Here is a 21,619-nt window from a genome sequence, read left to right as displayed (position 1 = left end):
GGCTCTCACCCGACAGCGCACATCCGCGAAAAGGCCGACCGCGCGGGGCTGCCCGACCTGGCCTTCGGTCGACTCACCGGCATGATCGACCATCACGCGGCCTCATCGCGGACGCCGACCCGGATCGGTGAGGCGCAACGCGCGGCTGGAAACGCTGACCGTGCGGTTTCAAGCTGAAGTGCGACACGCCTCGTGGCAGCGTGGCCAGCGTGTAGCCCCCCAAGCAGCGCAGCGCTGGTCACGCTGAGGCGCTGCATCTGTGGCTCTTGCGCCCTTGGACCCGCTGCGCCGGCAGCGGCCTCGGTCGCGCTGGATGGATGTCCCAAGGTGGTGGAAAGCGGAACGTTTGTTTCCGACGAGGGAGCGAGAAGAAGCGGGTTGCAGAGGAGCGTAGTCCTTAACGGTAATCCTGCCGCACGCGTACATTGTCCATGCGCCTTAAGCAGGCGTAACAAATGGCTCATAGAGTTCCGGCCAGTCGTAAATGCATGTCCAGAATCGATCGGCTGCAAAACCTCGAGTTCGCAGTGACAGGCTTTTTACGAAAGCAACAATCTTGTTGCTGCCTCGCCGCCGGATTATGAAATCATTCTGGTAGATGTTATTGAAGCTCTGGTTGTAGGATCCAGTTTCTGCCTCTTGTGAGAGCATCCCAAAGTCCTTCGTTCCAAAGATTCTACGCCTTTCTCCATTCTTTTCGAACCCAGATGCGTTTTGCGACATATATTCGCGCCACAGAGATTTTTCGTAGACCACCACAGCGGCCGTACGCTCACATTGAGGGCGAAAATTCTCCTTCGCCCGTACGCAGCTAGACGATGCCACGAAGAGCAGCATGATCGTGCCAACACGGCGGGCGCAGTTCAGTTTCATTGTCACTTTTAAGCGCTGATTGGATGGAAGAGCTAGCGGCTTTCGGTCGCGCGGCATGCGTGCTTGGACGACCGAGTTTGGGCGCTTCCAGACACGCTGGGCCTTCAGGGGCCCGCTTCAAGCACGAGGTCGATCTGCTCGGCCAAGACCTCGCTCGGCGTTCGATAGGCAAGGCACTTGCGTGGCGTTCGATTGAGGCGGTCAACCAGCTCCTCGAGCTCGGCTCGCGGTACCTGTGCGATGTCCGTGTCCGAGGGCAGGAAGCGCCGTACCCTGCCGTTGCTGTTCTCCACGCTGCCCTTCTGTCATGGCGCTGACGGCTGGCAGAAGTACGCGGTCATGCCCAGGCTCTCCCCTAGGCGCCCATAGCCGGCGAACTCGGTGCCTCGGTCGAGCGTGATGGTGCGACGGAGGGAAGGGGGGAGCGTGCCGAGGTGGCGCTCAGTGCCTTCCATGATGCCGGCCGAGTGACGGCTGCTGTTGGGCGTCAGCACGGTGTAGCGGCTTCGACGCTCAACCAGCGAGGTGAGGTTGGCCTTGCCGTGATGCAGCTTGAACGCGATGAGGTCGCCTTCCCAATGGCCGAAGTCGGCCCGCTCGGCGACGTCTGGCGGTCTAGCTGCGATGGTGTGGGCGGGCGGGATGTTCAGGCCGCGTGGCTTTCGAGCATAGCGACGTCGGCGCTTCCGCCTGCCGGTGGGTAGCAGGCGTGCCAGCTTGGCCGCCTGACCGTCGCGCCCGCACACGAACTGATAGATTGTCTTATGGCTTACCCGCAGCGGGCCTGCGGTGCGGTGCCGAAGGTAGCCGGCAATCTGCTCGGGCGACCAGGCGGCTTCCAGCCGGTCGACTACGTAGCTGGCGAGCGCGGGGTAGCGGCTGATTTTCGCGCCTCTCAACCGTCGCTCAGCCGCCATGGAGTGTGCTGTGAGTGGGAAATTCCCCCGGAACATCGGCTCTTCGTCGAACTGGTGATTGCGCTTCAGCTCGCGGTAGATCGTCGACGGGTGGCGCCCGAGCTCGGCTGCGGCGTGGCGTGGGCTTCTGCCTGCGCTGGTGAGCTGATATAGCTTGCGGCGTTCGTCGAGATCCAGATGCGTGTAGCTGCCCATGCGCAACCCTCAGCCGGGTGGAACCCGCACGTAAGCTAGGTTTTCGCACTTCGATTTAGAATGCACCCCCGCCGCTCATCTGTTGCCGCCAGTTAGAAAAGGCACATTCTCCGCCAGATAGAAATGACACCGCCTCGTGGCAGCGGGGGCAGCGTGGAGTCATCGAACAGCGCAGCGCTGGCCCCGCTGTTGCGATGATTTCTCGGCTTCTGCGCCCTCGGACCCGATCCGTGAGCAGCGGGCTTGGTCACGCCGGTGGATGGCCGCTCACACCCGAAAAGGGGTTAGAAGGTCAGCCCAAGCCAAGCCATGCCAGCAAACAAACAGAGGGTTATCGCGAGGGCATTCCCGACTCTTACCCTTCCTCTTGCAACCAGGATGAGGCTAATCCCCGCAATCATGTTGGCTGCGACCCAGTGATTAGGATTTCCATTTGCCATCACGCTCTCCGACCCCTGGAAAGCAATCCAACCAGCCGAATGACCAGCCTCGAACGATATACGGGTCCACAGAGCAGTCGCCGTGAGCGGAGCGGCGTAGGACGCAATCTCGCGAAAGCCTACTCCCAAGCTACTCGTCTTCATGATGGCTAGCTAGATTGATGAACGTCAGCTGGCCACCATGTTGCGAGGTGGCAGCGTTGGCAAGCGGCTCGGCGGCAAGCGCCCAACGTCGGACTCTTGAGGCTACCTGCCGCCGGCCGTTTGCCGGTACTCGCTGGATAAGGCATTGTTGGCCGCATGGTTCTTCGGCCCTGGTTGAGTCCTGTCCTTACGCTCGCGCTCGCTGGCTCGATGAGCGTGATGCTTTATCAAGCCAATCGCACGAGCATTCTCTCTACAATCTGCGAAGCAGGCCTCCGAAATCTATCTAGGCCGGACGAGATACCGAGCGATGCGCTTAATTGCGCTATCGTAGGGGACAAGGAGACGGTCACGGGTGTGATCCATGACAGCGATCATGGTTCTTCGATCACTCTCAAGAGCGATTCTAGGCCCATACACCTGTGGATTGGCAGGGCTTTCCCATTGTTGGCGAAGCAGCTTCAACAGTCTGATGAGAACTACTGCATGCGCGGCGCCACAGTGACACTCACCGGCTGGCGTACACAGGCTGGTGGGCCATTTGGTGAATTGGGATACGCCAATGAGCAGTTATTTGTACGAACAATCGATACCGTCGCGCCGCTCCCCGCAGACGAGATCGTGCAAGCTGGAGCAGACCCCACTTGGTGCCACCGCATTTGATGGCTGAAATGGCGGCTAACTGACATAAGCGGCTGGGCCGCAAGCGCCCAATTGCAGACATTGCCTGCCTCTGCGATGCTGACTGCATGCACTACCTCGGCTTCCTCCTTATGCTTCAACAGACCCCAGCCTTTATGCCTCACATGCCTGATCCGCGGCGGGTAGAAAAAGGGCTGGCGGCAGATAGTGAGGTGCTGAGATCGCTTCGCGAGAATGGTGGCGAGCCCAACGTACTTCGTCCCGTTGATGTGCGGTTTGTCGGCACAGCGGCACGTGTAGCTAAACTCAAGAAGCAAATCAGCTCCTTGGGCTGGCGAGTTGTCCAGCGCGTGCCTGTGGACGCCGATAGCGAAGCTCTCGATGTCCAGCGGGATCAGACAACGGATTCTGCCGCCATACGGCGGCTAACCGAAGCCGCTCGGGAGATCGAGGCACGCTTTGGCGTGCGTTATGATGGTTGGGGTACTGTAGCTACGAAGCGCTAGTGTCCGCTTTCGCTCAAAGTCGGTCGTTCGAGGCGGACATCCTGCTTGCCGATTGCCGCCGTTTATTCAGGAAGGCATCATAGCAGGATGACGATCTCGCCAGCCATCCTTGGTCAACTGCCACTGCCTGACATCCGCGCGGTCATCTTCTACAAACGGGATCAAATTACGACGGATTTGATCTGCTGCGATGTCGAGGTTGGCGGGGCTGTGTGGACGTTTCATGAGGAAACGGCTGGGTGGTCCGACCTGATCAAGCACCTATCCGCACTGCCGGGTCTCCGTAGCGATTGGTATGAAGCCGTGGTCAACCCGCCGTTCACAACAGCCGAAACGATTGCTTTTGATCGGCGGTAATCGACCCTAGCGGCCGCCAAACTCGCGTGGCAGGCTTTTTCAGATGAAGCCCAACCGGTTCGAGTGGCTAGACCAAGAGCGGGAGCGTGTCGCCCGTGAGGGCACAGGTGCTCAATACGTCAGCTATGTATGTACCCGCTACTCGAAGCGCTCCGCTGGCATGGCGCTCGCGGTGATTCTCATATTCTCCATCTTGGGGAAACTTCCTTTAAGCTCAGACGGCTCCCCCGCACCTCTTCCAGTCCTTGTGACTGGCATCGTTTTGGCAGCGCTTTCGACCATGACTCTGCGGAGGTTGAGACCCGCCGGTCTCATGTTGAAGTCTGGGTTGTGGACGACTGTAGGCTTCGGTTCTCTGCTGACCGTAGCGGGGCTGCTCCTTTTAATCGGCGTCCTAACCTCCCACAAGTGGACATAGCTGCGGAGGTGACTTCCGCCGCGGTCATCCGGCGGTGACGTTCGCGAACGCCCACTTGCGAACGCGCAGCAATCCCGCCATTAATCTCGAAAGTGGGCGTGGCAATAGGGGTAGCTAGGGATGAGCGTCCAACTAAGCAAAGCGGATTACCGTCTGATTGTGAAGGCCCGTATTTACGGCGGCATCTTTTGGGCAGTCATATCACTTGGCGTCGCTTGGATACTAAGTTTGTGGCTTGCGCCACAAGCGTCTGACATTTTGCAGATGGCCCTGTCGCTGCCAACCGTGGCATACTTCATCATCTACTTCGTCGGCTTACTTCGCCGTTCGCGACCTACGAGAGAACCGGGCACCTTTTAGGTGGCCGGCACTGTCCTTAAGGCGAAGCCGAAAGCGGAACGTCGGCTTTCCTGCCAACAGCTGCCGCGCGCGAAAGCCCAAAATAAGACGTTCAAGGCCCGCCAAGCATCGGCCATTCTTCAAGTTTCCATCCCTCGCTACAACGCGAATATGGCCCTTTGCACATAGGCGCGGCGTCCATGGATGAGCGGACCTCGCGAACTCTGCGGCATGAGGCCGAGGGTGACACTTGCAACACTATTTGCGGCATTGGAAACATACCACTTGCCTCACGCATGTAAGAGCGAAGTTTATCGTCCGAGATGGCGGCCTTATTCCACAGGACCGAGCCGTCCGTAGCTAGGAACACCGGCACGACAACCAGCAGGTGCCCGACACCGTCCTTCTCCGTCTTCCAATTTGGCAACGGTGTAGCACAAGCGGCACTGTAGGTGGGCGGAGCTTGGTTGCACCCCGAGAGGATCGCGCTCAGCGCTAACGCCCAATTGAGAGAGGTGCGCGACATGGCCGTATGATGGCGGAGCGTCATGCGTGCCGCAACGTTCGTTTGCCTCCCACTTGCGGGCGTTGCCTGTCTCATTATTCTAGCCGCATGCCCGCCGCGTCTCCGCCCATTCCCGCGAAAGAACCCGCTCCGCTCCAAGAGAAAGAGCGAACGTTTATCAAAGAGGCTGTTCGACGGTTTTATGGAGCCGGTGCGATAATCCGTTCCTATGGACCTGACCCAAGCAGGTTAGATCTTCACGTCGAAACCGACGCGCAGCCGGATATGAGAAAGTATGACTGCCTCGGAGTGATGATGACCCGCATAGATCGCCCGATTAGCCTTGAAGTCACGATTCGCGGTACCAAGGCGCGAGGGAACGCCAAGCTCGCATACCGGCAGGGCCTTATCCTCTAGCGTCCGCTAACCTCCCAGTAGCTGACATCGAGCCTATCAGATCAGGCTGCTACAAACATGCCAGCGGAGGCGAGTTTCGCGGCGATGCGATCCATCTCAATGCCACCAGGCACGGAGCAGCCCAGCTCGCAAGTGACGCCATCCCACCAGAGGGCGAACTCATTCGGGTAACCGGCGAAGCGCACCAGAAGTTCTAACGGCGAGCCCTCCGGCTGACACGCGTTGGTGCCGGGCGCGCCCGCAATCAATACGGTCAGTTCCCCAAGGCGCGAGCCTTCTTCGTAATTTGGGAAGCCCAGGCGTGTTTCGGGGCCACTCCCAGCCACGTGCATTCGGATCGGCATGGCCTATCATGCGACCCGCGGGGCTTGCCCGCAACTTCCGCTTTCCTCCCACTAGCGGACTCCGGCTTAGCGACGTAGCTCTCCAGTTATGAGCCGCTACGCTGTCCTTCTATTCGGATTGATCGCTGCCTGTGAGAGCGGTTCGGTTGAGTCGCTGCCGACAATCGCAGCCAGTTTGCCGCATGACGCGCGTGACGCTCAGCGAGAGTTTGACCGGCGAGTGAGGAGCGCCTTCCCGGTAGGCACCTCCGAGAACGCAGCCATTTCAGCTCTGAAAGCCAACGGCTTTTCGGTAAGCCCTGTTGGGTCGGACGGCTTTCGATCAGCAAACATAAAGCGAGGTGATGCGATCTGCCAGACGATCTGGTCCGCTCGGTGGAGAGCCGATGCGGGAGAGCTCCGCGAGGTGATCGGAGTTTACGGCCTCCAGTGCGTCTGAAGCGGAAGGTCCGCTTTCCTGCCAAAGTGACCGGGCCGCAAGCGCCCAAACTCGGCCGTTTAAACCGGATCGGTGCTCGCCTGATTGCAGTCACTTATTCATGGCGGCATGCTGGGGAGATGGGCAAAGTTGATCGGCTATGGGCGCGCTATTGGGCCATCCGCGACAATCATCAAATCGGGCATCGTATGCCCATCCTCTGGCACCTTGCGCTTGCAGGCGACACCTCCGCGATGGTGGAGCTTGGGAGCGAGTTGAGCAAGGTTGGCCGCATTTCAGAGCGATACAGCCAAAGTGGGCTCGCTTATGCTGGGTATAGGAGAGGCGACCCGCTGGGCGCGCAGCACCTGGCTATGAACGCGTTCAACCGGAACGACCTACACGGTTATCGGCATTGGCTCAGCAAGGCTGCTCGCCTGGGGGATCGTGATGCCGGTGAAGAGCTTCGGCGCTTTGAGATCCGGCTACCCCATGCGGCCGCAGCGTCGATACGTCGCAGACGTCCGCAGAGGCGGTCAAAGATTCTCTGATCGGACTGTCCGCTACCCTCTTCAAGCTTTGCAGCTCATTGTAGTTTGGCTGTGACCGTATCGACGAGGCCGCGTGTGGACAACAGACCAGCTGTCGCGACGGTTGGCGAAGCTGGCGACGCAGGCCAATTTATCTGGAGCGGCTTGCCCCATCACCGTTGATGGACCGCCGTCACGTAGAAGGACGAAGGAGCATCGCTTTCCAGCACGCCCTCTTCCGCATCGCAAATCAGCGATATGAAGGTCTGGACTGACCTCGGCTTCGGCATTGTACCACAGTGAGGCGAGACGATTTCCGTTTCCGATGAGCGCGTTCATCTCCAGGTCTGCCCAGATCGCTGCTTGTAACTGTCCCTTCAACGGTTCGGTGGGCGGGGTATATGCCGCTGCGGCGGCTGTTAACATGACTGCCAGCATGCCTGAACGTAACCGGCATCGTGTCCGCTATTCAACGGTACTCATCATAAGCGGCCTTGCCGCTAACCTCCCATGAGCGGAAAGGTCGCTATCCCTCAGACTAATCACTATCGCGAGGGCCCTCCACGTAGGCGAATATCGCTGATGCTGTGGCTGCCGCAGCGTCAGGATCCGCATGCGAAAGCCCCATGTGCTCCGTCGCGATCCGAAGAAGATAGTTGGCGGCATCGCATGCGGAGGCGCCGCGTTCGCTCATTTCTGTTACGTGCAGCAGATACTGGTCATACTCGTCTGGCCCGTCCGCCTGCCAATCGTCATCCAATCCAATTGGGTTCCATAAAGACCAGCCGATCTGCCGCAGCTGGTCCAGCTTCGCTGGACGGTTATCCATCGAAGCAGGGTGGCAGGTATCACCTCCGCTATCTAGCGGATTTGCGACCATGCTGCCCTTCCGCTTTCCTGCCATACGCGGCGGGCCATTACCCCCTTGCCCTCGTGCAATGACGATAGTTCGCGGCTATTAGGTTGGTTTGGATCGACGGGCCGCCGGTGGCGAGGGAGGGGAGCGTTGGGCAGGTTCGTCTCCACTATCCTCATTGCCGCGGCGTTCGCCTACACCCTCGTAATCGCCTTCTTCGTTGTCTTCACGGTAGGCTTCTTTGGCGTGCGCGATGTCACTGACGATCTAACCGGCCTCACCTTTTTCACCGTGGTCGCTCTGTCACCATTAGCGGTGTGGCCCTACTGCTTAAGGCGGGCAGCGGCGTGGCGCCGTGGCGAGCATCCGCCCTTCTAATCACGTCGCGGCCCTGCACGAGCGGCCCTTCAGAGGCGAACCGCGCGACGGAGATGCCTTCCGCCGCGATTTCGTGCGCGCCCCTGCAAACTCCGCCGAGCGCGGCTCCTGTACCCGCACGATACCCCTCGCGACGGCCGTTAACGCCCCACTAGCAGACATGCGGATTCCCGATCATTGTGGGGCTATGCGTTACCTGATGATCGCTGTTCCGGCTCTTATGGCAAGCACCGCTCAGCCCATGGCCTCGTTGCGGGTTGAAGGCGAGCGCTCGACCTTTTCAGTGGTCGTCGAAAAAAGTGCCCAAACGGGCTACGAGATCCGGATCAGATGCGTGGCCGCGTGCGACCTACCTATCGATTTTCACGAACCTATCGATGATGTCCCCATGGGATTGTTCACCCGAGATCAGGACGAACTTGTTTTCTCCTTGTGGAGTGGCGGCTCGGCCTACCGGGTTCGCATCTGGCAGGTGGGCGACCGGGCCGTTCGTAAGGTGGCAGAACTTTCGAGTCGCGGAAGACCCGACTTCCTGACGGACGAAGCGGGTCGTGCGGCGATCCGGACGTACGAGGCCGACGGGAGCGTTGACCCGATGAAACCGGTGCTGAGATCGTTCGTCCGAGGTCGCTTTGTGGTCGCGCCCTGACGGCAGCTTTCGCCCACAAGCGGACATGGTCGATCTGCTCTGGTATGCTCGCACCATGAACGAACAGGTAGCCTTTGACGCCATGATGCATGAGGTCTGTGTGGAGAAGGGTTGGTGCGGTTCGGTGGTCGGAGGTGAGCGGCGCCACGTCACCGACTTTCTGCCAGCGCGCGGAGAGGTGACGGCAGACCAGTTCGTCATGTGGCTGTTCGCCGCAGATGGCGTCGACCCGAGCGACGATTCGGCAAAGTGGCAGGCCCACTATGACGAATTGCGGGAGGCGTTCGTTCGCCACATGGGAGGCGACAAAGCCGATGTGGAGCGGCTCAAATGGTACGACAGCTAACGCCCAACGTCAGGCTCCGCCATAGCAATAGCCCGAGCTCCATTCCGGACGTTGCGCTTACCATGCCCAATTGCCCTCCAATGGCTTGCCAAGCTGCGATCGTCGCGAACAATGGCGCGCGCAACAGTTGGCCCATGAGACAGCGCCTCTTCCTCGCCGCGCTCCTCTGGCTATCAGGCTGTGCGCAAACTGAGGAGCATCAGAGAGCTGAGCTCATTGGAAAAATTGAGCAATCAATACATCTTCCAGTCGGCGCTTATCCACTGAGCGCTTACGCTCGCGTCTACAAGTTCTCGTCGCAGGATCGCGTCACAGCCTTCTACTTCGTTCCCGACGTCAAGCATGACCAATGGTTTTGCGATGGCGCGAAGAAAGGCGGACGGACAAATGGGCAGGTTGCTTTAGCTTGCCCTCCACCCAAGGGGATGAAAGCTGACGAGCGTCGTTGGTTTGGCGATGACGTTTATCTGCCAGATGTATGCGATGGAGGGTGCGGCTACATTGACGTTGAATACAACGTTAAATCAGGATCGGTCATATCCGCGAGATGCCACGGTCGCGCATGACGCCTTTCAGTCTGGCTCGCGCGAAAGCTGGCCTTCCGCTTTCCTGGCATAAGCGGTCGGGCCGTAAGCGCCCAGAAGAAGACGTTCAAGGCCCGCCGAGCATCGGCCATTCTTCAAGTTTCCACCCCTCGCTACAACGCGAATATGGCCCTTTGCACATAGGCGCGGCGTCCATGATCGAGCGGACCTCGCGAATTCTGCGGCATGAGGTCGAGGGTGACACTTGCAAAACGATTTGCGGCATCGGACTCATAGCACTCGCCTCACGCATGTAAGAGCGAAGTCTATCGTCCGAGATGGCGGCCTTACTCCACAGGACCGAGCCGTCCGTAGCTAGAAACACCGGCACGACAACCAGCAGGTGCCCGACGCCGTCCCTTTCCGTCTTCCAATGCGGCAACGGTGTAGCACAAGAGGCACTGTAGGTGGGTGGAGCTTGGTTGCACCCAGAGAGGATCGCGCCCAGCGCTAACGCCCGAGCGAGAGAGGTGCGCGACATGGCCGTATGATGGCGTAGCGTCATGTGAGCCGCAACGTCCGTTTGCTCGCCAAGTGACCGGGCCGCAAGGGCGCAGTTGCGGACGTCGACGAACCATGTTTTGTAGGGTCATGCCGAGTACCATCTTCCGAACCGTTATGGCATGCCTGATCGCGTTGTGTGGCGTGGAGCGGGCATCTGCTTGCTCAATAGTTCCCTTGCCTGAGTGGGGTCCGTCCCAATATCGGAAGATGGCAAAGCAGGCTGTTCATAATTCTACAGCCATTATCGACGGCGAGGTCATTCGCCCCTTTGCTGAAGGCAAGCAAAACGCAGTTGTTCGAGCCGTTCGCGTCCTGAAAGGCCCAAACCGCGCACTTTTTGAAGTTGGCGAGCGGGATAGCTGTAGCTTGCGGTTAGATCGCGTGGGTGAACGCCGACGCATGCTTTTAGTCGGCGGACCCACGGTCTACGACCTCTGGAACGATGGCTCAAACGCCCGCTACGAAGATCGCTTCCTCAAATCGGATCGCAAAAAGGTTTGGCCCTACCTTGCCGGGGAAGACCCATCGCGCGTCGCCATCCGCTGATGACCGCACGTCCGCTTTCACGGCCATAAGCGGCCTGGCCGTAAGCGCCCAAAAGCGGGCAACCGCGCAGCTACATCAGCAGCCACTTAACGATGCCCGCGGCACCCAAAAGGACAAGGGCGCATCCCCACCACGGAACAGGGATGCCGTCGTCATATTCCCCATGATCGACATACCTGCGAACATCTTGTCGCTGCCTCGCCCCGTATGAGTTGTCGCGAGAGTGAATGTCGGCATCATCCAGGTAGCGATGCACCGCCTCCGGCGTGGCGTCGATTGGCAGTTCACGTTGAAGCTGGCTCGCCAACCGTTCGACTTCCAACCAGTCCGTAGGATCTGCTTCCTCAACGGCTAAGATTGCCGCCAAGCGGCTGCGCAGCTCGTCCATATCCATGCGTACAGACTACCGGAGGGGGCACTTGGCGCAACGTCCGCTAACCTGCCAATCTCAGACTTTCGAGGTGCGTCCGACGGTCGCCTTGGGTGAATGGCCGAGATAATGGCATAAGCGGACGAGCCGATATGACCGCCTACTGCCGCGCCTCAGAGATAATCCGAATGTAATTGCTCCGGAAAAGAAGGCGGCGAACAGGCTACCGGCGATTACTCCCAAGCCGGACTGTCCGTGCCCGTGAGCATCGTGCATAGCCCATGCTGTCAGCATCGGCTTCGTCGCGAAAAAACTCGCGGCGGCTGCGATGGCACCCAGCGCGGAGGCGAGACCAAGCTGCGTCGTCGTCATCGAACCAGATTGCTCGCATAAACGCGTGTCTGCAACTGGCAGGATAGCGGACGTTGCCGTTGCCGCCGCCCTGAAGCATCCTGCCGACTGACTCAGGACATTGGCTTGGAGAAGGCGTTATGCGAGCGTCAGCACTGATGTGGGCTCTGCTGCTGGCGCTTCCAGCGATTTGCTCCGATGCGCAAGCATGCAGTGTACGCGCCCCATATCGGACACCCACGACGTTACAGTTGGTAGAGCAGGCAGACACGATAGTGCTCGCACGGGTCGTTGACGGCGGCCCCTATCCCTACGAGGATTTCGCGCAAATGGGAGGACGGCTTGCTAGTCTCGTTCCTTTCGCGACACTGAAAGGAGGCTACTCGGAACAACCCGTGATTTTCAATGAAGCCACGTTAGAACTGCCAGGTGCGGGACTCCGCGCGGTCCCAAGTGACCCGCGTAACCTGGTCGATGCAAATCCAGACGCATTCTCCGGGTCGTGCAATAGAACCGTTTTTCGAGAGAATATGATTGTTGTCGCCTTTTTGAGGCGGGACGGATCGGGATTTGTGCCGTTTGCGCCCCCGTTTTCTCGCGCTCTTGAAGATGTGCCTACTGCGACCGCGCTGTGGGTTAAGGCAGTTCGGATATACGCGGCAGTCGCAGCGAAGCCTAAGTCGTCGCGCCAAGCTGAAATGCGCAGGCAGAGGGACTCTCTACAACTAAATATTAACGATCCTGATGACCGGCTGCTGGCGTTAGAACTAGATCGAGCGCTTCGGACTCCCGAGAAGTGACGCCCGCAAGTGGGCGATGACCGACGTTCGTGAGGCCGACCCCATTGGAGGCATCCTTCACCGCGGTGTCCGCTACTGGGCGCTTCCGGACACTAGCGGGCGTATTCGCCAAGGCCGCGCGCAACCAGCTCCTCGTTGGACAGGCGTGGACCACGCCTAAGCCGTTGATTACCGAGCGTACGGCGATCCAGCTTTGGGCCGGATGGGGACGGGGAAGGGGCCTTGAACAGGCCAGCGGGCTGTGCGGAGCGCGCCGGCTCGTTGTTGTTGCGCTTGGCGTGATGTGGCTGAGCCTGCTGTATCACGCGGGCGAGCGCCAGCGCCGCGTCGAGGTGCTTGTTGTCGACCACGGCAGCCTGGTTCACCCGGCGCATCTTGTCGAACATACGATAGGGTAGGGCCGTGCCCTCGTGCTGGATCTCGAGCCGGCCGTCCGGGTACTCGCACACGTCCACCCTTCTTGCGCGCGAGCGCCTGCGCCGCAGACGAGGGCTCCAGGATGAACATGGCCTTGTTGTAGTGCAGGGTGAGGGCACCGGTGACGGTGCGCTGCTCGCGCCAGACCAGCTCCGCCTCAAGGTCTTCGTGGATGGCCAGCGGCCGGTGAAGGTCGCGCGGGTCGAACGGTGCCTTGGCAAACCGACGATTGTGCTGCGCCATGTAGGAGGGGAGGAAGGCGTTGGCTTGGTCGATGGTGGAGATGCGCTGTAGCCGCATCGCCTTGACCAGGCGGTCCTGCAGCGTCGCATTGACCCGCTCGACGCGTCCCTTCGCCTGCGGTGAGTTCGCGCAGATCAGCTCGATGTTGAGCCGGTCCAGCGCACGGTCGAGGTGGATCATGCCGTCGCCCTTCGCCGAGGCCGTGTTGTTGCGGAAGGCGCTGTGCTTGTCCGTGTAGAAGGCGACCGGCTTGCCGTGCCGCTCGAGATAGGTCCTCGTCGCGCGCATGTACGAGAAGGTGCTCTCGCTCTCCACCATCTCGACGTGCATAAGCTCGCTGGTGGCATCGTCGATGAAGACCAGGAGCGTGCATTGCGGACCGCGGCCCTCGAACCACCAGTGCTTGGAGCCGTCGACCTGGATGAGCTCGCCGTGGCAGTCGCGCCGGTTGCTCGGCCGTCCTCGCTTGCGCGACACCAGGCCACCGGCGCCGTCCTCTCGCAGGCGGCCAAGCAGCCGGTACACCTGCCGCCTGGCAAGGCCGAGCAGCTCCATCGCGTCCGCAACCCGGATCTCGCCGCGGTCGAGCCGCATCAGCGTGTCGAACCGGGTGATCTCAGCAGCACCCATCGCCAGCACCGTCATACAATGCGCGTCCTCGTTGCCGAGAACGGCTATAACACCGGCGACCCGCCGATGGCACCGCAGGGTGCCATTTCTATCTAGCGGGCTGGTGCCATTTGTACTTAGCGCTTACATCATCGAACGTCGATAATACATCTTATGTAAAGAAGAAGAGCGTCGCTCATCCCACCAGCGCCATGGCGCTCGGCCGCATTTATCGCGACACGCGTCGCGACACGACGAAGCGCACGAAGGTCGTCGAACGCGCACCCGAACGACCCCCGCCACCGCTCAGAAGAACGTCTCGATCACCTCGGTGACGCGGTGCTCCGCGTCGGCCACCAGGATCCGCCGCCATTTGTCGAAGGTGAGGCACGGGTGCGAGATGTCGAAGGCGATCACGTCGCCCACCGCGAGATCGTCGCCCGGGGCGATTGCCAGATAGGCGTGCTGGTCCATGAGGCCCGTCACGGCCCAATGCGCCGGCGCCTCGCCGGGACGTGCGTTCGGCCCCGGTCGGTAGTGCATCGCCGGGCGCGGCAGGCCGGCGTCGAAGGCGACGTCGCGCTTGCCCATCGCCACCACCGCGCGCGCCGGATCGGGGATCGACTGCACCGCCGCCCACACCCGCAGCGCCGGCCGCAGCGGCTCGCCCAGCCCCGGCGCGACGGGATTGCGGCGCAGGATCTGCTCCTGCGCGACGCGGTACAGTCCGTCGTCGTGGCTGATGTAGCAGCCCGGGCGCAGCACCACCTGCACCGCGCCGGCGCGCGCCACCGCGGCGCTCTCCTCCGCGACCACGTCGTACCAGGCCGAGCCCGCCCCCGTCAGGATCGCCGGAATCCGCTCGACCGCGCCCTGAGCCACCAGCCGCTCGACCGTCGCCACCGCGCGGCGGACGAAGCGCCGCACCGACGCCTCGTCGGCGAGCACGCCCTCGTAGAACTCGATCCCCGCCAGCCGCAGCGCGCCACGCCAGTCCGCCAGCGCGGCGAGCACCGCGTCGAGCTGCGCCGCGTCGCGCACGCCGCAGCGCAGCCCCTCCTGGTCGCGCTCGGGGGCGAGCTCGATCAGCACGTCGAGCGTGGCGCCGCGCGCGCGGCACGCCGCGCCGAGCTGCGCCACCCCGGCGGGGCTGTCGACCAGGCAGAGCAGGTCGAGCCCGGGGCGCGCCGCCAGCTCGGCGACCGCGGCGACATTGGCCGCGCCGACCACCTGGTTGGCGATCAGCACGCGCTCGACCCCGTGCGCCGCGGCGACGCGCGCCTGCTGGCTGGTCGCGACCGTGATCGCCCAGGCGCCGGCGTCGAGCTGGCGGCGGAACAGCGCGGGCGCCATGGTGGTCTTGCCGTGCGGCGCCAGCGCGAGGCCGTAGGAATCGATGAAGGCGCGCATCCAGGCGAGATTGTGCGCCATGTCGGGGCCGCTCAGCACCGCGGCGGGGAGCGGCACGTCGCCCGCCAGCAGGTCCCACCCGCTGCCGCCCTGCCCGACCCCTTTGTTCAGCTCGTCCACCTTGTGTCTCCCAGATACCTAAAATTGTTTACATTAATCTCACGGCAGGAGACACTGGCGACGGCATCGCGACGGGGAGGAGCCATGACCGAGACGATCATCGCCGGCGCCGAGCTGTACGACGGCTCGGGCGCCGCTGGCTACCGCGCCGACGTGACCGTGCGCGACGGCGTCATCGCCGCGGTCGCTCCCGCCTCGGACACCCCGCCCGAGGAGGCGATCGACGCGCGCGGGCTCGCGCTCGCCCCCGGCTTCATCGACGCGCACACGCACGACGACCTGGTCGCGATCACCGCGCCGGCGATGACGCCCAAGATCACGCAGGGCGTCACCACCGTGGTCGTCGGCAATTGCGGGATCAGCGCGGGCGCGGGCCGCGCGGGCGACGCGCTGCCCGACCCGATGGTGCTGCTCGGCGCGCCCGGCGACTTCGCCTACGCCGACTTCGCCGCTTATGCCGCCGCGGTCGACGCGGCGATGCCCGCGACCAACGTGGTCGCGCTGGTCGGCCACACCGCGCTGCGCGCACGCCACCTCGACCGGCTCGACCGCGACGCCGCCGAGGACGAGCGCGCCGCGATGCGTGCCGACCTCGCCGCCGCGCTCGACGCCGGCGCCTTCGGCCTCTCGACCGGGCTCGCCTATGCCAATGCCGCGCACGCCTCGACCGAGGAAGTGATGGCGGTGGCCGCGGCGCTGCGCGACACCGGCGCGCTCTACGCCACGCACCTGCGCAGCGAGGGCGCCGCGATCCTGCCCGCGATCGACGAGGCGGTGGCGATCGCGCGCCACGCCGCCGCGCCGCTGGTGGTGTCGCACCTGAAATGCGCCGGGGCGAGCCAGTATGGCCGCAGCGGCGAGATCCTGGCGCGGCTCGAGGCGGCCGCGGCGACGCACCCGACCGGCTGCGACTGTTATCCCTATACCGCGAGCTCCTCGACGCTCGACCTGAAGCAGGTGGTGCCCGAGACGCCGATCCTGATCACCTGGTCGGAGCCGGCACCCGACCAGGCCGGCCGGATGCTCGCCGATATTGCCGCCGACTGGGGCTGCAATCTGCGCGACGCGGCGCAGCGGCTACAGCCTGCCGGCGCGGTCTATCACTGCATGGCGGAGAGCGACGTCGACCGCATCCTGGCGCACCCGCTCACCATGATCGGCTCGGACGGGCTGCCGTGCGACCCGCGCCCGCACCCGCGGCTGTGGGGCAGCTTCCCGCGCGTGCTGGCGCATTATGTGCGCGAGCGCGGGCTGCTGGCACTGCCCGAGGCGATCCGCAAGATGACCGGGCTCACCGCCGACCGGCTCGGCCTGCGCGACCGCGGCTATGTCCGCGCCGGGCTCGCCGCCGACCTGGTGCTGTTCGATCCCGCGCGCGTGCTCGATCGCGCCGGCTACGACGATCCGGTGCGCGCCGCCGAGGGGGTGCTGGGCGTGTGGGTCAACGGCGTCGCCACGCTCGATCGCGGCGGCGTCACCGGCGCGCGCGGAGGGCGGCTGCTGCGGCGCCCGGGCGCGGCGCGGTAGTGGCGGCAGGGCAGAACAGATCCTCCCCGCTCGCGGGGAGGGGGACCATGCGCAGCATGGTGGAGGGGGGCTTCCGCAGGCGCTGGGCTGCGGGGAGAGCCCCCTCCACCACCGCGCTAGCGCGCGGCGGTCCCCCTCCCCGTGCCGGGGAGGATCTCTAGTGATCAAACAACGAAGGACATCATCGATGAGTGACGGCATCAAGCGCTACGGCGTCGAGGGCGGCAGCGGCACCGGCGGGCAGCACCTGCCGTTCGCGCGCGCGGTCCAGGCCGACGGCTGGCTCTACGTCTCGGGCCAAGTGCCCATGGTCGACGGCGAGGTGATCGACGGCGGCATCATACCGCAGACCCACCAGGCGATCCGCAACGTGCTCAAGATCCTCGAAGAAGCCGGCTACGGCCCGGAGCATGTCGTGCGCTGCGGCGTGTGGCTCGACGACGCGCGCGACTTCATGTCGTTCAACCGCATCTTCAAGGAATATTTTGGCGCGCACCCGCCGGCGCGCGCCTGCGTCGTCTCGCAGATGGTGGTCGACTGCAAGGTCGAGGTCGACTGCGTCGCCTGGAAGCAGCCCTGAGTGAGCGGCGGCACGCTGCTGCTGCTGGAGGCCGCTGGCGCGGTCGCGCTGCTGATCCTGCTGATCGTGCGCGCGCGGCTCAGCCCCTTCGTCGCGCTGACCTTGGTGTCGCTCGCGCTCGCGCTGGTCGCGGGGATCGCGCCGGCCGACATCGTCAAGGGGTTCGAAGCCGGGGTCGGTAGCGCGCTCGGGCATATCGCGCTGGTGGTCGGGCTTGGCACGATCCTCGGCAAGATGATGGTCGAGTCGGGCGGCGCCGACCGCGTCGCGCGGACCGTCATCGGCCTGTTCGGCGCGCGCCGCGCCGACTGGGCGGCGATGACGGTGGCGCTGATCGTCGGCCTGCCGGTCTTCTTCGAGGTCGGCTTCGTGCTGCTCGTGCCGATCGTCTTCGCGGTCGCGGGAAGGCTGCGCCAGCACCCGCTGCGGCTCGGGCTGCCGATGGCGGCCGGGCTGTCGGTGGTGCACGCGATGGTGCCGCCGCACCCCGCCGCGATGCTCGCGACCCAGGCCTATGGCGCCGACGTCGGGCTGACGGTGCTGTTCGCGCTGATCGTCGGCGTGCCCACCGCCGCGGTCGCGGGGCCGCTCTACGCGCGCTGGGTGGTGCCGCGGCTCGCCCCCGCGGTGCCGCCCCCGCCCGTGGCGGAGGACGTGCCCGAGCGCGCGCTGCCCGGCTTCGGCGTGACAGTGGCGACGCTGCTGCTGCCGGTCGCGCTGATGCTGCTCGGCAGCCTCGCGCCGTCGCTCGCCGCGCCGGGCACGCCGCTCGACCAGGCGCTGCGCTTCCTCGGCACGCCCGTGGTGGCGCTGCTCGCCGCGGTGCTGGTGAGCTATTGGACGCTCGGTCTGGCGCGCGGGCTAAGCGCGGCGACGTTGCAGCGCTACACCAACGAGTGCCTCGCGCCGACCGCGATGATCACGCTGGTGGTTGGCGTCGGCGCGGGATTCGGCCGCGTGCTGACCGACAGCGGCGCGTCGGGCGCGATCGTCGCGCTCGCGGCGCAGCTGCACGTCCCGGTGGTGCTGCTCGCCTGGCTGATCGCGGCGCTGATGCGCGTCGCGACCGGCTCGGCGACGGTGGCGATGGCGACCGCGGCGGGGATCGTCGCGCCGCTCGCCGCCGCCAACCCGGGGGTGCGACCCGAGCTGCTCGTGCTCGCCACCGGCGCGGGATCGGTGGTGCTGAGCCATGTCAACGACGGCGGCTTCTGGCTGGTGAAGGAATATTTCGGCCTCAGCGTCGCCGACACGATCCGCAGCTGGACGGTGTGCGAGACGCTGATCTCGGTCGTGGCGCTGGTGCTGACGCTCGGGCTGTCCGCGCTGGTGTGAGCACCGCTTAAACTTACGGAGCCTGACCCCTGCAGCCCTAAGCGTGATTGAGATACGAGAGCCTCTTTAGATCCTCCCCTGGAAGGGGAGGTGGCAGGCCGCAGGCCTGACGGAGGGGTGTCGCCGCTGGTGAGCCGAGCGATGATCGCCGGCCGGGTCACCCCTCCGTCAGCGCTGACGCGCTGCCACCTCCCCTTGCAGGGGAGGATCGGCTGAACGTCAACTGCGCCTAAGCTCCTCCTTTCGCAGCAGCACGAGGCGACGCAAGCTCACTCCGGCAGGACGGTGCGCTCGCCCGTGATCGTCAGCTCGGTCCAGGCGCCGTCGGCGTCGCCGGGCTGGCCGCCGCCCACGAACAGCCGGTAGGCGCCGGGCACGATCGCGCGCGTGCCGTCGCGCGCCACCAGGCTGAGCGAGCGCGGGTCGATCGTCAGCCGCACCGCGCGCGTCTCCCCCGGCGCGAGCGACGCGCGCGCGAAGCCGACGAGCTGGCGCTGCAGCACCGGCACGGTCCGCCCCTGCGGCTGCGGTGCCACCGGGGCGAGATAGGCCTGCACCACCGCGTCGCCGGCGCGCGCGCCGGTGTTGGTCACGCGCACCGCGACGCCGAGCCCGTCCCCCGCCGCGACCGTCACCGCCGCGGGCGAGGCGGCGGCATAAGCGAAGCGCGTGTAGCTCAGCCCATGGCCGAACGGGTACAAGGGCGTGCCGGTGAAGAAGCGGTAGGTCCGGTTCTTCATGCTATAGTCGATGTACGCCGGCATATCGCGCGTGGCGGCGTAGAAGGTCACCGGCAGCCGCCCGCTCGGCCCGATGTCGCCCGCGAGCAGCCGCGCGATCGCGGTGCCGCCGGCTTGGCCGGGGTACCAGGCCGCGACCGCGGCGTCGGCCGTCGCCTTGGTCCAGGGATCGGCGATGGCGGCGCCGGTCATCTGCACCACCACCAGCGGCTTGCCCGTTGCGGCCAGCGCGGCGAGCAGCGCGCGCTGCGGCTCGGGCAGCTCGATCTTGGTGCGATCGCCGCCGACGAAGCCGGGCACGTCGAGCCGCAGCGCCTCGCCCTCGAGCGTCGGCGACAGGCCGGCGAAGGCGACCACCACGTCGGCGTCGCGCGCCGCGGCCACCGCCTCGGCCAGCTGCGCCGCGGCGGGCGCGACCCAGCGCAGCCCGATCCCGCCGTCGGCGCTGACATGGTCGAGCTCGACGCGCAGCGCGCGCGGGCGCGCGTCGGCGAAGGTGACGCTCGCCTCTACCCCCTCGTCGCTGCCGCGATCGGCGATGACGGGCTTGCCGTCGACCCACAACCGCACCGGGTCGTGGCCGTCGCAGTCGAAGCAGCGCGGCACCTCGAGCCGCAGCGTGTAGCTGCCGGGCGCGGGCGGGGTCAGCTGCCCGGTCCAGCGCACCGCGTAGCGGCGGTCCTCGAGCCCGCGCGCGGGCGGCGCGCGGTCCCAGTCGAAGTCGATGACGCGGTCCTGGCGCGTCAGCAGCGGGCGACCAGCCGCGATCGCGCCGCGGAAATACTCGCCGCGCAGGCCCGGCCGGCCGTCGGCGGAGAGCGCGGTCTCGGGCACCGGCACCGCGACGCCCTCGGCGAGCACGCTGCCCTGCGCGTAGCGGACGCGCGCGGCGCCGAAGCGCGCGCGGATGCCCTCGAGCGGGGTGACCGGCGCCGCGGCGGTGCCGTGGTAATTGGCCTCGAGCACGTCGAGCGAGTCGGCGTTGGCGCCGATCACCGCCAGCCGCGTGCCGGGCGCGAGCGGCAGCCGGTCCTTGTTCGTCAGCAGCACCAGCGACTTCTCCGCCGCCTCCAGCGCCAGCGCGCGGTGCGCCGGTGTGTCGACCTGGTCGGGGCGGATGCGGTCCCACCGGCTGCGCCGCCCGAAGGCGATGCCGAGCGCGGCGCGCGAGCCGAGCACGCGGCGCAGCGCGGTGTCGAGCTCGGCCTCGGTGACCAGGCCCTGCCGCACCGCCGCGGGCAGCGCGTCGTAGCTCGGCCCGCAGTCGAGATCGGTGCCCGCGCGCAGCGCCGCCGCGGCGGCGGAGGGCAGGTCGAGCCGGTAATTGTGGAAGCTCTCGATATAGCCGACCGCGTCGCAGTCGGAGACGATCATGCCGCCGAAGCGCCAGCGCGCGCGCACGCGCTCGTTGAGCAGCGCCGCCGAGGCGCAGGCCGGTACGCCGTGGAGCGCGTTATAGGCGCACATCGTCGACAGCGCGCCGCCCTCGGTCAGCGCGAGGCGGAAGGCGGGCGTGTACGTCTCCGCCATGTCGCGCGGCGAGACGTCGACATCGAAGGCGTTGCGTCCCGCCTCGGGGCCGGAATGGACCGCGAGATGCTTGGGCGTCGCGATCACCTTGGGGGACGCGGGATCGGGTCCCTGCACGCCCCGGACGAAGGCGACGCCGAGCGTGCCGGTGAGATACGGATCCTCGCCGTAGGTCTCCTGCCCCCGGCCCCAGCGCGGGTCGCGGAAGATGTTGATATTGGGCGACCACAGATGGAGCCCGGCGAAGCGCGGCCGCGCCGCGCCGCGGGGCAGCGCATTGTACTTGGCGCGCGCCTCGGTCGAGACGACGTCGCCGACGCGGCGCAGCAGATCGACGTCCCAGCTCGCCGCCAGCCCGATCGCCTGGGGGAAGACGGTGGCGACGCCGTTGCGCGCGAGGCCGTGGAGCCCCTCGCTCCAATAATCATAGGCGGGCAACTCGGCCGCGGGCAGCGCCGGCGCGGCATTGCCGAGCTGCGCGGCCTTCTCCTCCAGCGACATCGCCGCGATCGCGCGCTCGATCGCGGGCGCGGCGGTCTCGGCCTGCGCCGCGATCAGCAGGAGGGGGAGCATGGCGTGTTCCTGGGGCACGGAGAGATAAAAAGATCCTCCCCGCTCGCGGGGAGGGGGACCAGCCGCAGGCTGGTGGAGGGGGGCTTCCGCAGGCGCTGTGCTGCGT

Annotated in this window: 19 protein-coding genes and 1 pseudogene; 11 read left to right on the top strand and 9 right to left on the bottom strand. The window is 64.9% G+C overall.

What is annotated here, in order from left to right:
• Window positions 1-438: 438 nt before the first annotated feature.
• Genes FHY03_RS18305 through FHY03_RS18300 form a run of 3 tightly spaced genes read right to left on the bottom strand, consistent with a single transcriptional unit; the run spans window position 439 to window position 1,985 of the window.
• Entirely contained in the window at window positions 439-930 is a 492-nt protein-coding gene (locus FHY03_RS18305; protein ID WP_183931962.1) for a hypothetical protein, read from the bottom strand.
• Between the two features lie 47 nt (window positions 931-977).
• Entirely contained in the window at window positions 978-1,166 is a 189-nt protein-coding gene (locus FHY03_RS21205; protein WP_260159403.1) for a hypothetical protein, read from the bottom strand.
• Between the two features lie 12 nt (window positions 1,167-1,178).
• A complete protein-coding gene (locus FHY03_RS18300) occupies window positions 1,179-1,985 on the bottom strand; it encodes an IS30 family transposase (RefSeq protein WP_260159402.1) in 807 nt (268 codons plus the stop codon).
• 794 nt (window positions 1,986-2,779) lie between these two features.
• Here FHY03_RS18300 and FHY03_RS18295 point away from each other — a divergent pair.
• The 3 genes from FHY03_RS18295 to FHY03_RS18285 all read left to right on the top strand — a co-directional run bounded on the left by FHY03_RS18295 (window position 2,780) and on the right by FHY03_RS18285 (window position 4,074).
• Window positions 2,780-3,232 (top strand): hypothetical protein, encoded by a 453-nt coding sequence (locus tag FHY03_RS18295; protein WP_183931961.1) that lies wholly within the window; start codon window positions 2,780-2,782, stop codon window positions 3,230-3,232.
• A gap of 86 nt (window positions 3,233-3,318) precedes the next feature.
• Complete coding sequence (locus tag FHY03_RS18290; RefSeq protein WP_183931960.1) at window positions 3,319-3,717, top strand: ribonuclease E inhibitor RraB; 399 nt, start codon at window positions 3,319-3,321, stop codon at window positions 3,715-3,717.
• 87 nt (window positions 3,718-3,804) lie between these two features.
• Window positions 3,805-4,074, top strand: coding sequence for a hypothetical protein (locus FHY03_RS18285; RefSeq protein ID WP_183931959.1), 270 nt, complete (start codon window positions 3,805-3,807; stop codon window positions 4,072-4,074).
• A gap of 1,720 nt (window positions 4,075-5,794) precedes the next feature.
• Here FHY03_RS18285 and FHY03_RS18280 read toward each other — a convergent pair.
• Both FHY03_RS18280 and FHY03_RS18275 read right to left on the bottom strand, forming a co-directional pair.
• Window positions 5,795-6,097 carry a hypothetical protein gene (locus FHY03_RS18280; protein ID WP_183931958.1) on the bottom strand — a complete coding sequence of 101 codons (303 nt, stop codon included), beginning with the start codon at window positions 6,095-6,097 and terminating at the stop codon, window positions 5,795-5,797.
• Between the two features lie 1,486 nt (window positions 6,098-7,583).
• The gene (locus FHY03_RS18275; protein ID WP_183931957.1) at window positions 7,584-7,925 is read right to left on the bottom strand and encodes a hypothetical protein; all 342 of its coding nucleotides are present in this window, start codon (window positions 7,923-7,925) and stop codon (window positions 7,584-7,586) included.
• A gap of 126 nt (window positions 7,926-8,051) precedes the next feature.
• Between FHY03_RS18275 and FHY03_RS18270 the strand changes: the two genes are divergently transcribed.
• The 5 genes from FHY03_RS18270 (at window position 8,052) to FHY03_RS18250 (ending at window position 10,908) form a co-directional block, all read left to right on the top strand.
• Window positions 8,052-8,279 carry a hypothetical protein gene (locus FHY03_RS18270; protein WP_183931956.1) on the top strand — a complete coding sequence of 76 codons (228 nt, stop codon included), beginning with the start codon at window positions 8,052-8,054 and terminating at the stop codon, window positions 8,277-8,279.
• A 187-nt stretch (window positions 8,280-8,466) separates the two neighbouring features.
• Window positions 8,467-8,928 (top strand): hypothetical protein, encoded by a 462-nt coding sequence (locus FHY03_RS18265; protein ID WP_183931955.1) that lies wholly within the window; start codon window positions 8,467-8,469, stop codon window positions 8,926-8,928.
• Between the two features lie 25 nt (window positions 8,929-8,953).
• The gene (locus FHY03_RS18260) at window positions 8,954-9,274 is read left to right on the top strand and encodes a hypothetical protein (protein WP_183931954.1); all 321 of its coding nucleotides are present in this window, start codon (window positions 8,954-8,956) and stop codon (window positions 9,272-9,274) included.
• 134 nt (window positions 9,275-9,408) lie between these two features.
• On the top strand, window positions 9,409-9,840 hold the full coding sequence (locus tag FHY03_RS18255) for a hypothetical protein (RefSeq protein WP_183931953.1): 432 nt from the start codon (window positions 9,409-9,411) through the stop codon (window positions 9,838-9,840).
• Between the two features lie 729 nt (window positions 9,841-10,569).
• Window positions 10,570-10,908 carry a hypothetical protein gene (locus FHY03_RS18250; RefSeq protein WP_183931952.1) on the top strand — a complete coding sequence of 113 codons (339 nt, stop codon included), beginning with the start codon at window positions 10,570-10,572 and terminating at the stop codon, window positions 10,906-10,908.
• Window positions 10,909-10,978: 70 nt separating this feature from the next.
• On the opposite strand, the gene FHY03_RS18245 is transcribed toward FHY03_RS18250, so the two are convergent.
• The 3 genes and pseudogenes from FHY03_RS18245 to FHY03_RS18235 form a co-directional block, all read right to left on the bottom strand.
• Window positions 10,979-11,302, bottom strand: coding sequence for a hypothetical protein (locus FHY03_RS18245; protein WP_183931951.1), 324 nt, complete (start codon window positions 11,300-11,302; stop codon window positions 10,979-10,981).
• Window positions 11,303-12,521: 1,219 nt separating this feature from the next.
• A pseudogene (locus FHY03_RS18240) lies at window positions 12,522-13,734 on the bottom strand (ISNCY family transposase).
• A 270-nt stretch (window positions 13,735-14,004) separates the two neighbouring features.
• The gene (locus tag FHY03_RS18235) at window positions 14,005-15,228 is read right to left on the bottom strand and encodes an alanine racemase (RefSeq protein WP_221190333.1); all 1,224 of its coding nucleotides are present in this window, start codon (window positions 15,226-15,228) and stop codon (window positions 14,005-14,007) included.
• Window positions 15,229-15,312: 84 nt separating this feature from the next.
• On the opposite strand from FHY03_RS18235, the gene FHY03_RS18230 reads away from it, so the two are divergent.
• The 3 genes from FHY03_RS18230 (at window position 15,313) to FHY03_RS18220 (ending at window position 18,670) form a co-directional block, all read left to right on the top strand.
• Window positions 15,313-16,755 carry an amidohydrolase family protein gene (locus tag FHY03_RS18230; RefSeq protein ID WP_183931950.1) on the top strand — a complete coding sequence of 481 codons (1,443 nt, stop codon included), beginning with the start codon at window positions 15,313-15,315 and terminating at the stop codon, window positions 16,753-16,755.
• A 187-nt stretch (window positions 16,756-16,942) separates the two neighbouring features.
• Complete coding sequence (locus FHY03_RS18225) at window positions 16,943-17,335, top strand: RidA family protein (protein ID WP_183925607.1); 393 nt, start codon at window positions 16,943-16,945, stop codon at window positions 17,333-17,335.
• Window positions 17,336-18,670 (top strand): gluconate:H+ symporter, encoded by a 1,335-nt coding sequence (locus FHY03_RS18220; RefSeq protein ID WP_183931949.1) that lies wholly within the window; start codon window positions 17,336-17,338, stop codon window positions 18,668-18,670.
• Between the two features lie 269 nt (window positions 18,671-18,939).
• Here the strand turns inward: FHY03_RS18220 and FHY03_RS18215 are convergent, their stop codons facing one another.
• Window positions 18,940-21,513, bottom strand: a complete 2,574-nt coding sequence (locus FHY03_RS18215; RefSeq protein WP_183931948.1) for a glycoside hydrolase family 3 protein — start codon at window positions 21,511-21,513, stop codon at window positions 18,940-18,942.
• Window positions 21,514-21,619 lie beyond the last annotated feature (106 nt).

Origin of the sequence: Sphingomonas sp. BK345, assembly GCF_014193845.1 — a bacterium.
Classification (GTDB): Bacteria; Pseudomonadota; Alphaproteobacteria; order Sphingomonadales; family Sphingomonadaceae; genus Sphingomonas.
This window is presented reverse-complemented; position numbering and strand designations above follow the sequence as displayed.

Excerpts from the sequence above, each read along its gene's own strand:
- FHY03_RS18225 (WP_183925607.1), top strand. The coding sequence starts at position 16,943 with ATGAGTGACGGCATCAAGCGCTACGGCGTCGAGGGCGGCAGCGGCACC.
- FHY03_RS18305 (WP_183931962.1), bottom strand. The coding sequence starts at position 930 with ATGCCGCGCGACCGAAAGCCGCTAGCTCTTCCATCCAATCAGCGCTTA.
- FHY03_RS18265 (WP_183931955.1), top strand. The coding sequence starts at position 8,467 with ATGCGTTACCTGATGATCGCTGTTCCGGCTCTTATGGCAAGCACCGCT.
- FHY03_RS18285 (WP_183931959.1), top strand. The coding sequence starts at position 3,805 with ATGACGATCTCGCCAGCCATCCTTGGTCAACTGCCACTGCCTGACATC.
- FHY03_RS18290 (WP_183931960.1), top strand. The coding sequence starts at position 3,319 with ATGCACTACCTCGGCTTCCTCCTTATGCTTCAACAGACCCCAGCCTTT.
- FHY03_RS18245 (WP_183931951.1), bottom strand. The coding sequence starts at position 11,302 with ATGGATATGGACGAGCTGCGCAGCCGCTTGGCGGCAATCTTAGCCGTT.
- FHY03_RS18275 (WP_183931957.1), bottom strand. The coding sequence starts at position 7,925 with ATGGTCGCAAATCCGCTAGATAGCGGAGGTGATACCTGCCACCCTGCT.
- FHY03_RS18215 (WP_183931948.1), bottom strand. The coding sequence starts at position 21,513 with ATGCTCCCCCTCCTGCTGATCGCGGCGCAGGCCGAGACCGCCGCGCCC.
- FHY03_RS18255 (WP_183931953.1), top strand. The coding sequence starts at position 9,409 with ATGAGACAGCGCCTCTTCCTCGCCGCGCTCCTCTGGCTATCAGGCTGT.
- FHY03_RS18230 (WP_183931950.1), top strand. The coding sequence starts at position 15,313 with ATGACCGAGACGATCATCGCCGGCGCCGAGCTGTACGACGGCTCGGGC.
- FHY03_RS18280 (WP_183931958.1), bottom strand. The coding sequence starts at position 6,097 with ATGCCGATCCGAATGCACGTGGCTGGGAGTGGCCCCGAAACACGCCTG.
- FHY03_RS18295 (WP_183931961.1), top strand. The coding sequence starts at position 2,780 with ATGAGCGTGATGCTTTATCAAGCCAATCGCACGAGCATTCTCTCTACA.
- FHY03_RS18300 (WP_260159402.1), bottom strand. The coding sequence starts at position 1,985 with ATGGGCAGCTACACGCATCTGGATCTCGACGAACGCCGCAAGCTATAT.
- FHY03_RS18260 (WP_183931954.1), top strand. The coding sequence starts at position 8,954 with ATGGTCGATCTGCTCTGGTATGCTCGCACCATGAACGAACAGGTAGCC.
- FHY03_RS18250 (WP_183931952.1), top strand. The coding sequence starts at position 10,570 with ATGGCAAAGCAGGCTGTTCATAATTCTACAGCCATTATCGACGGCGAG.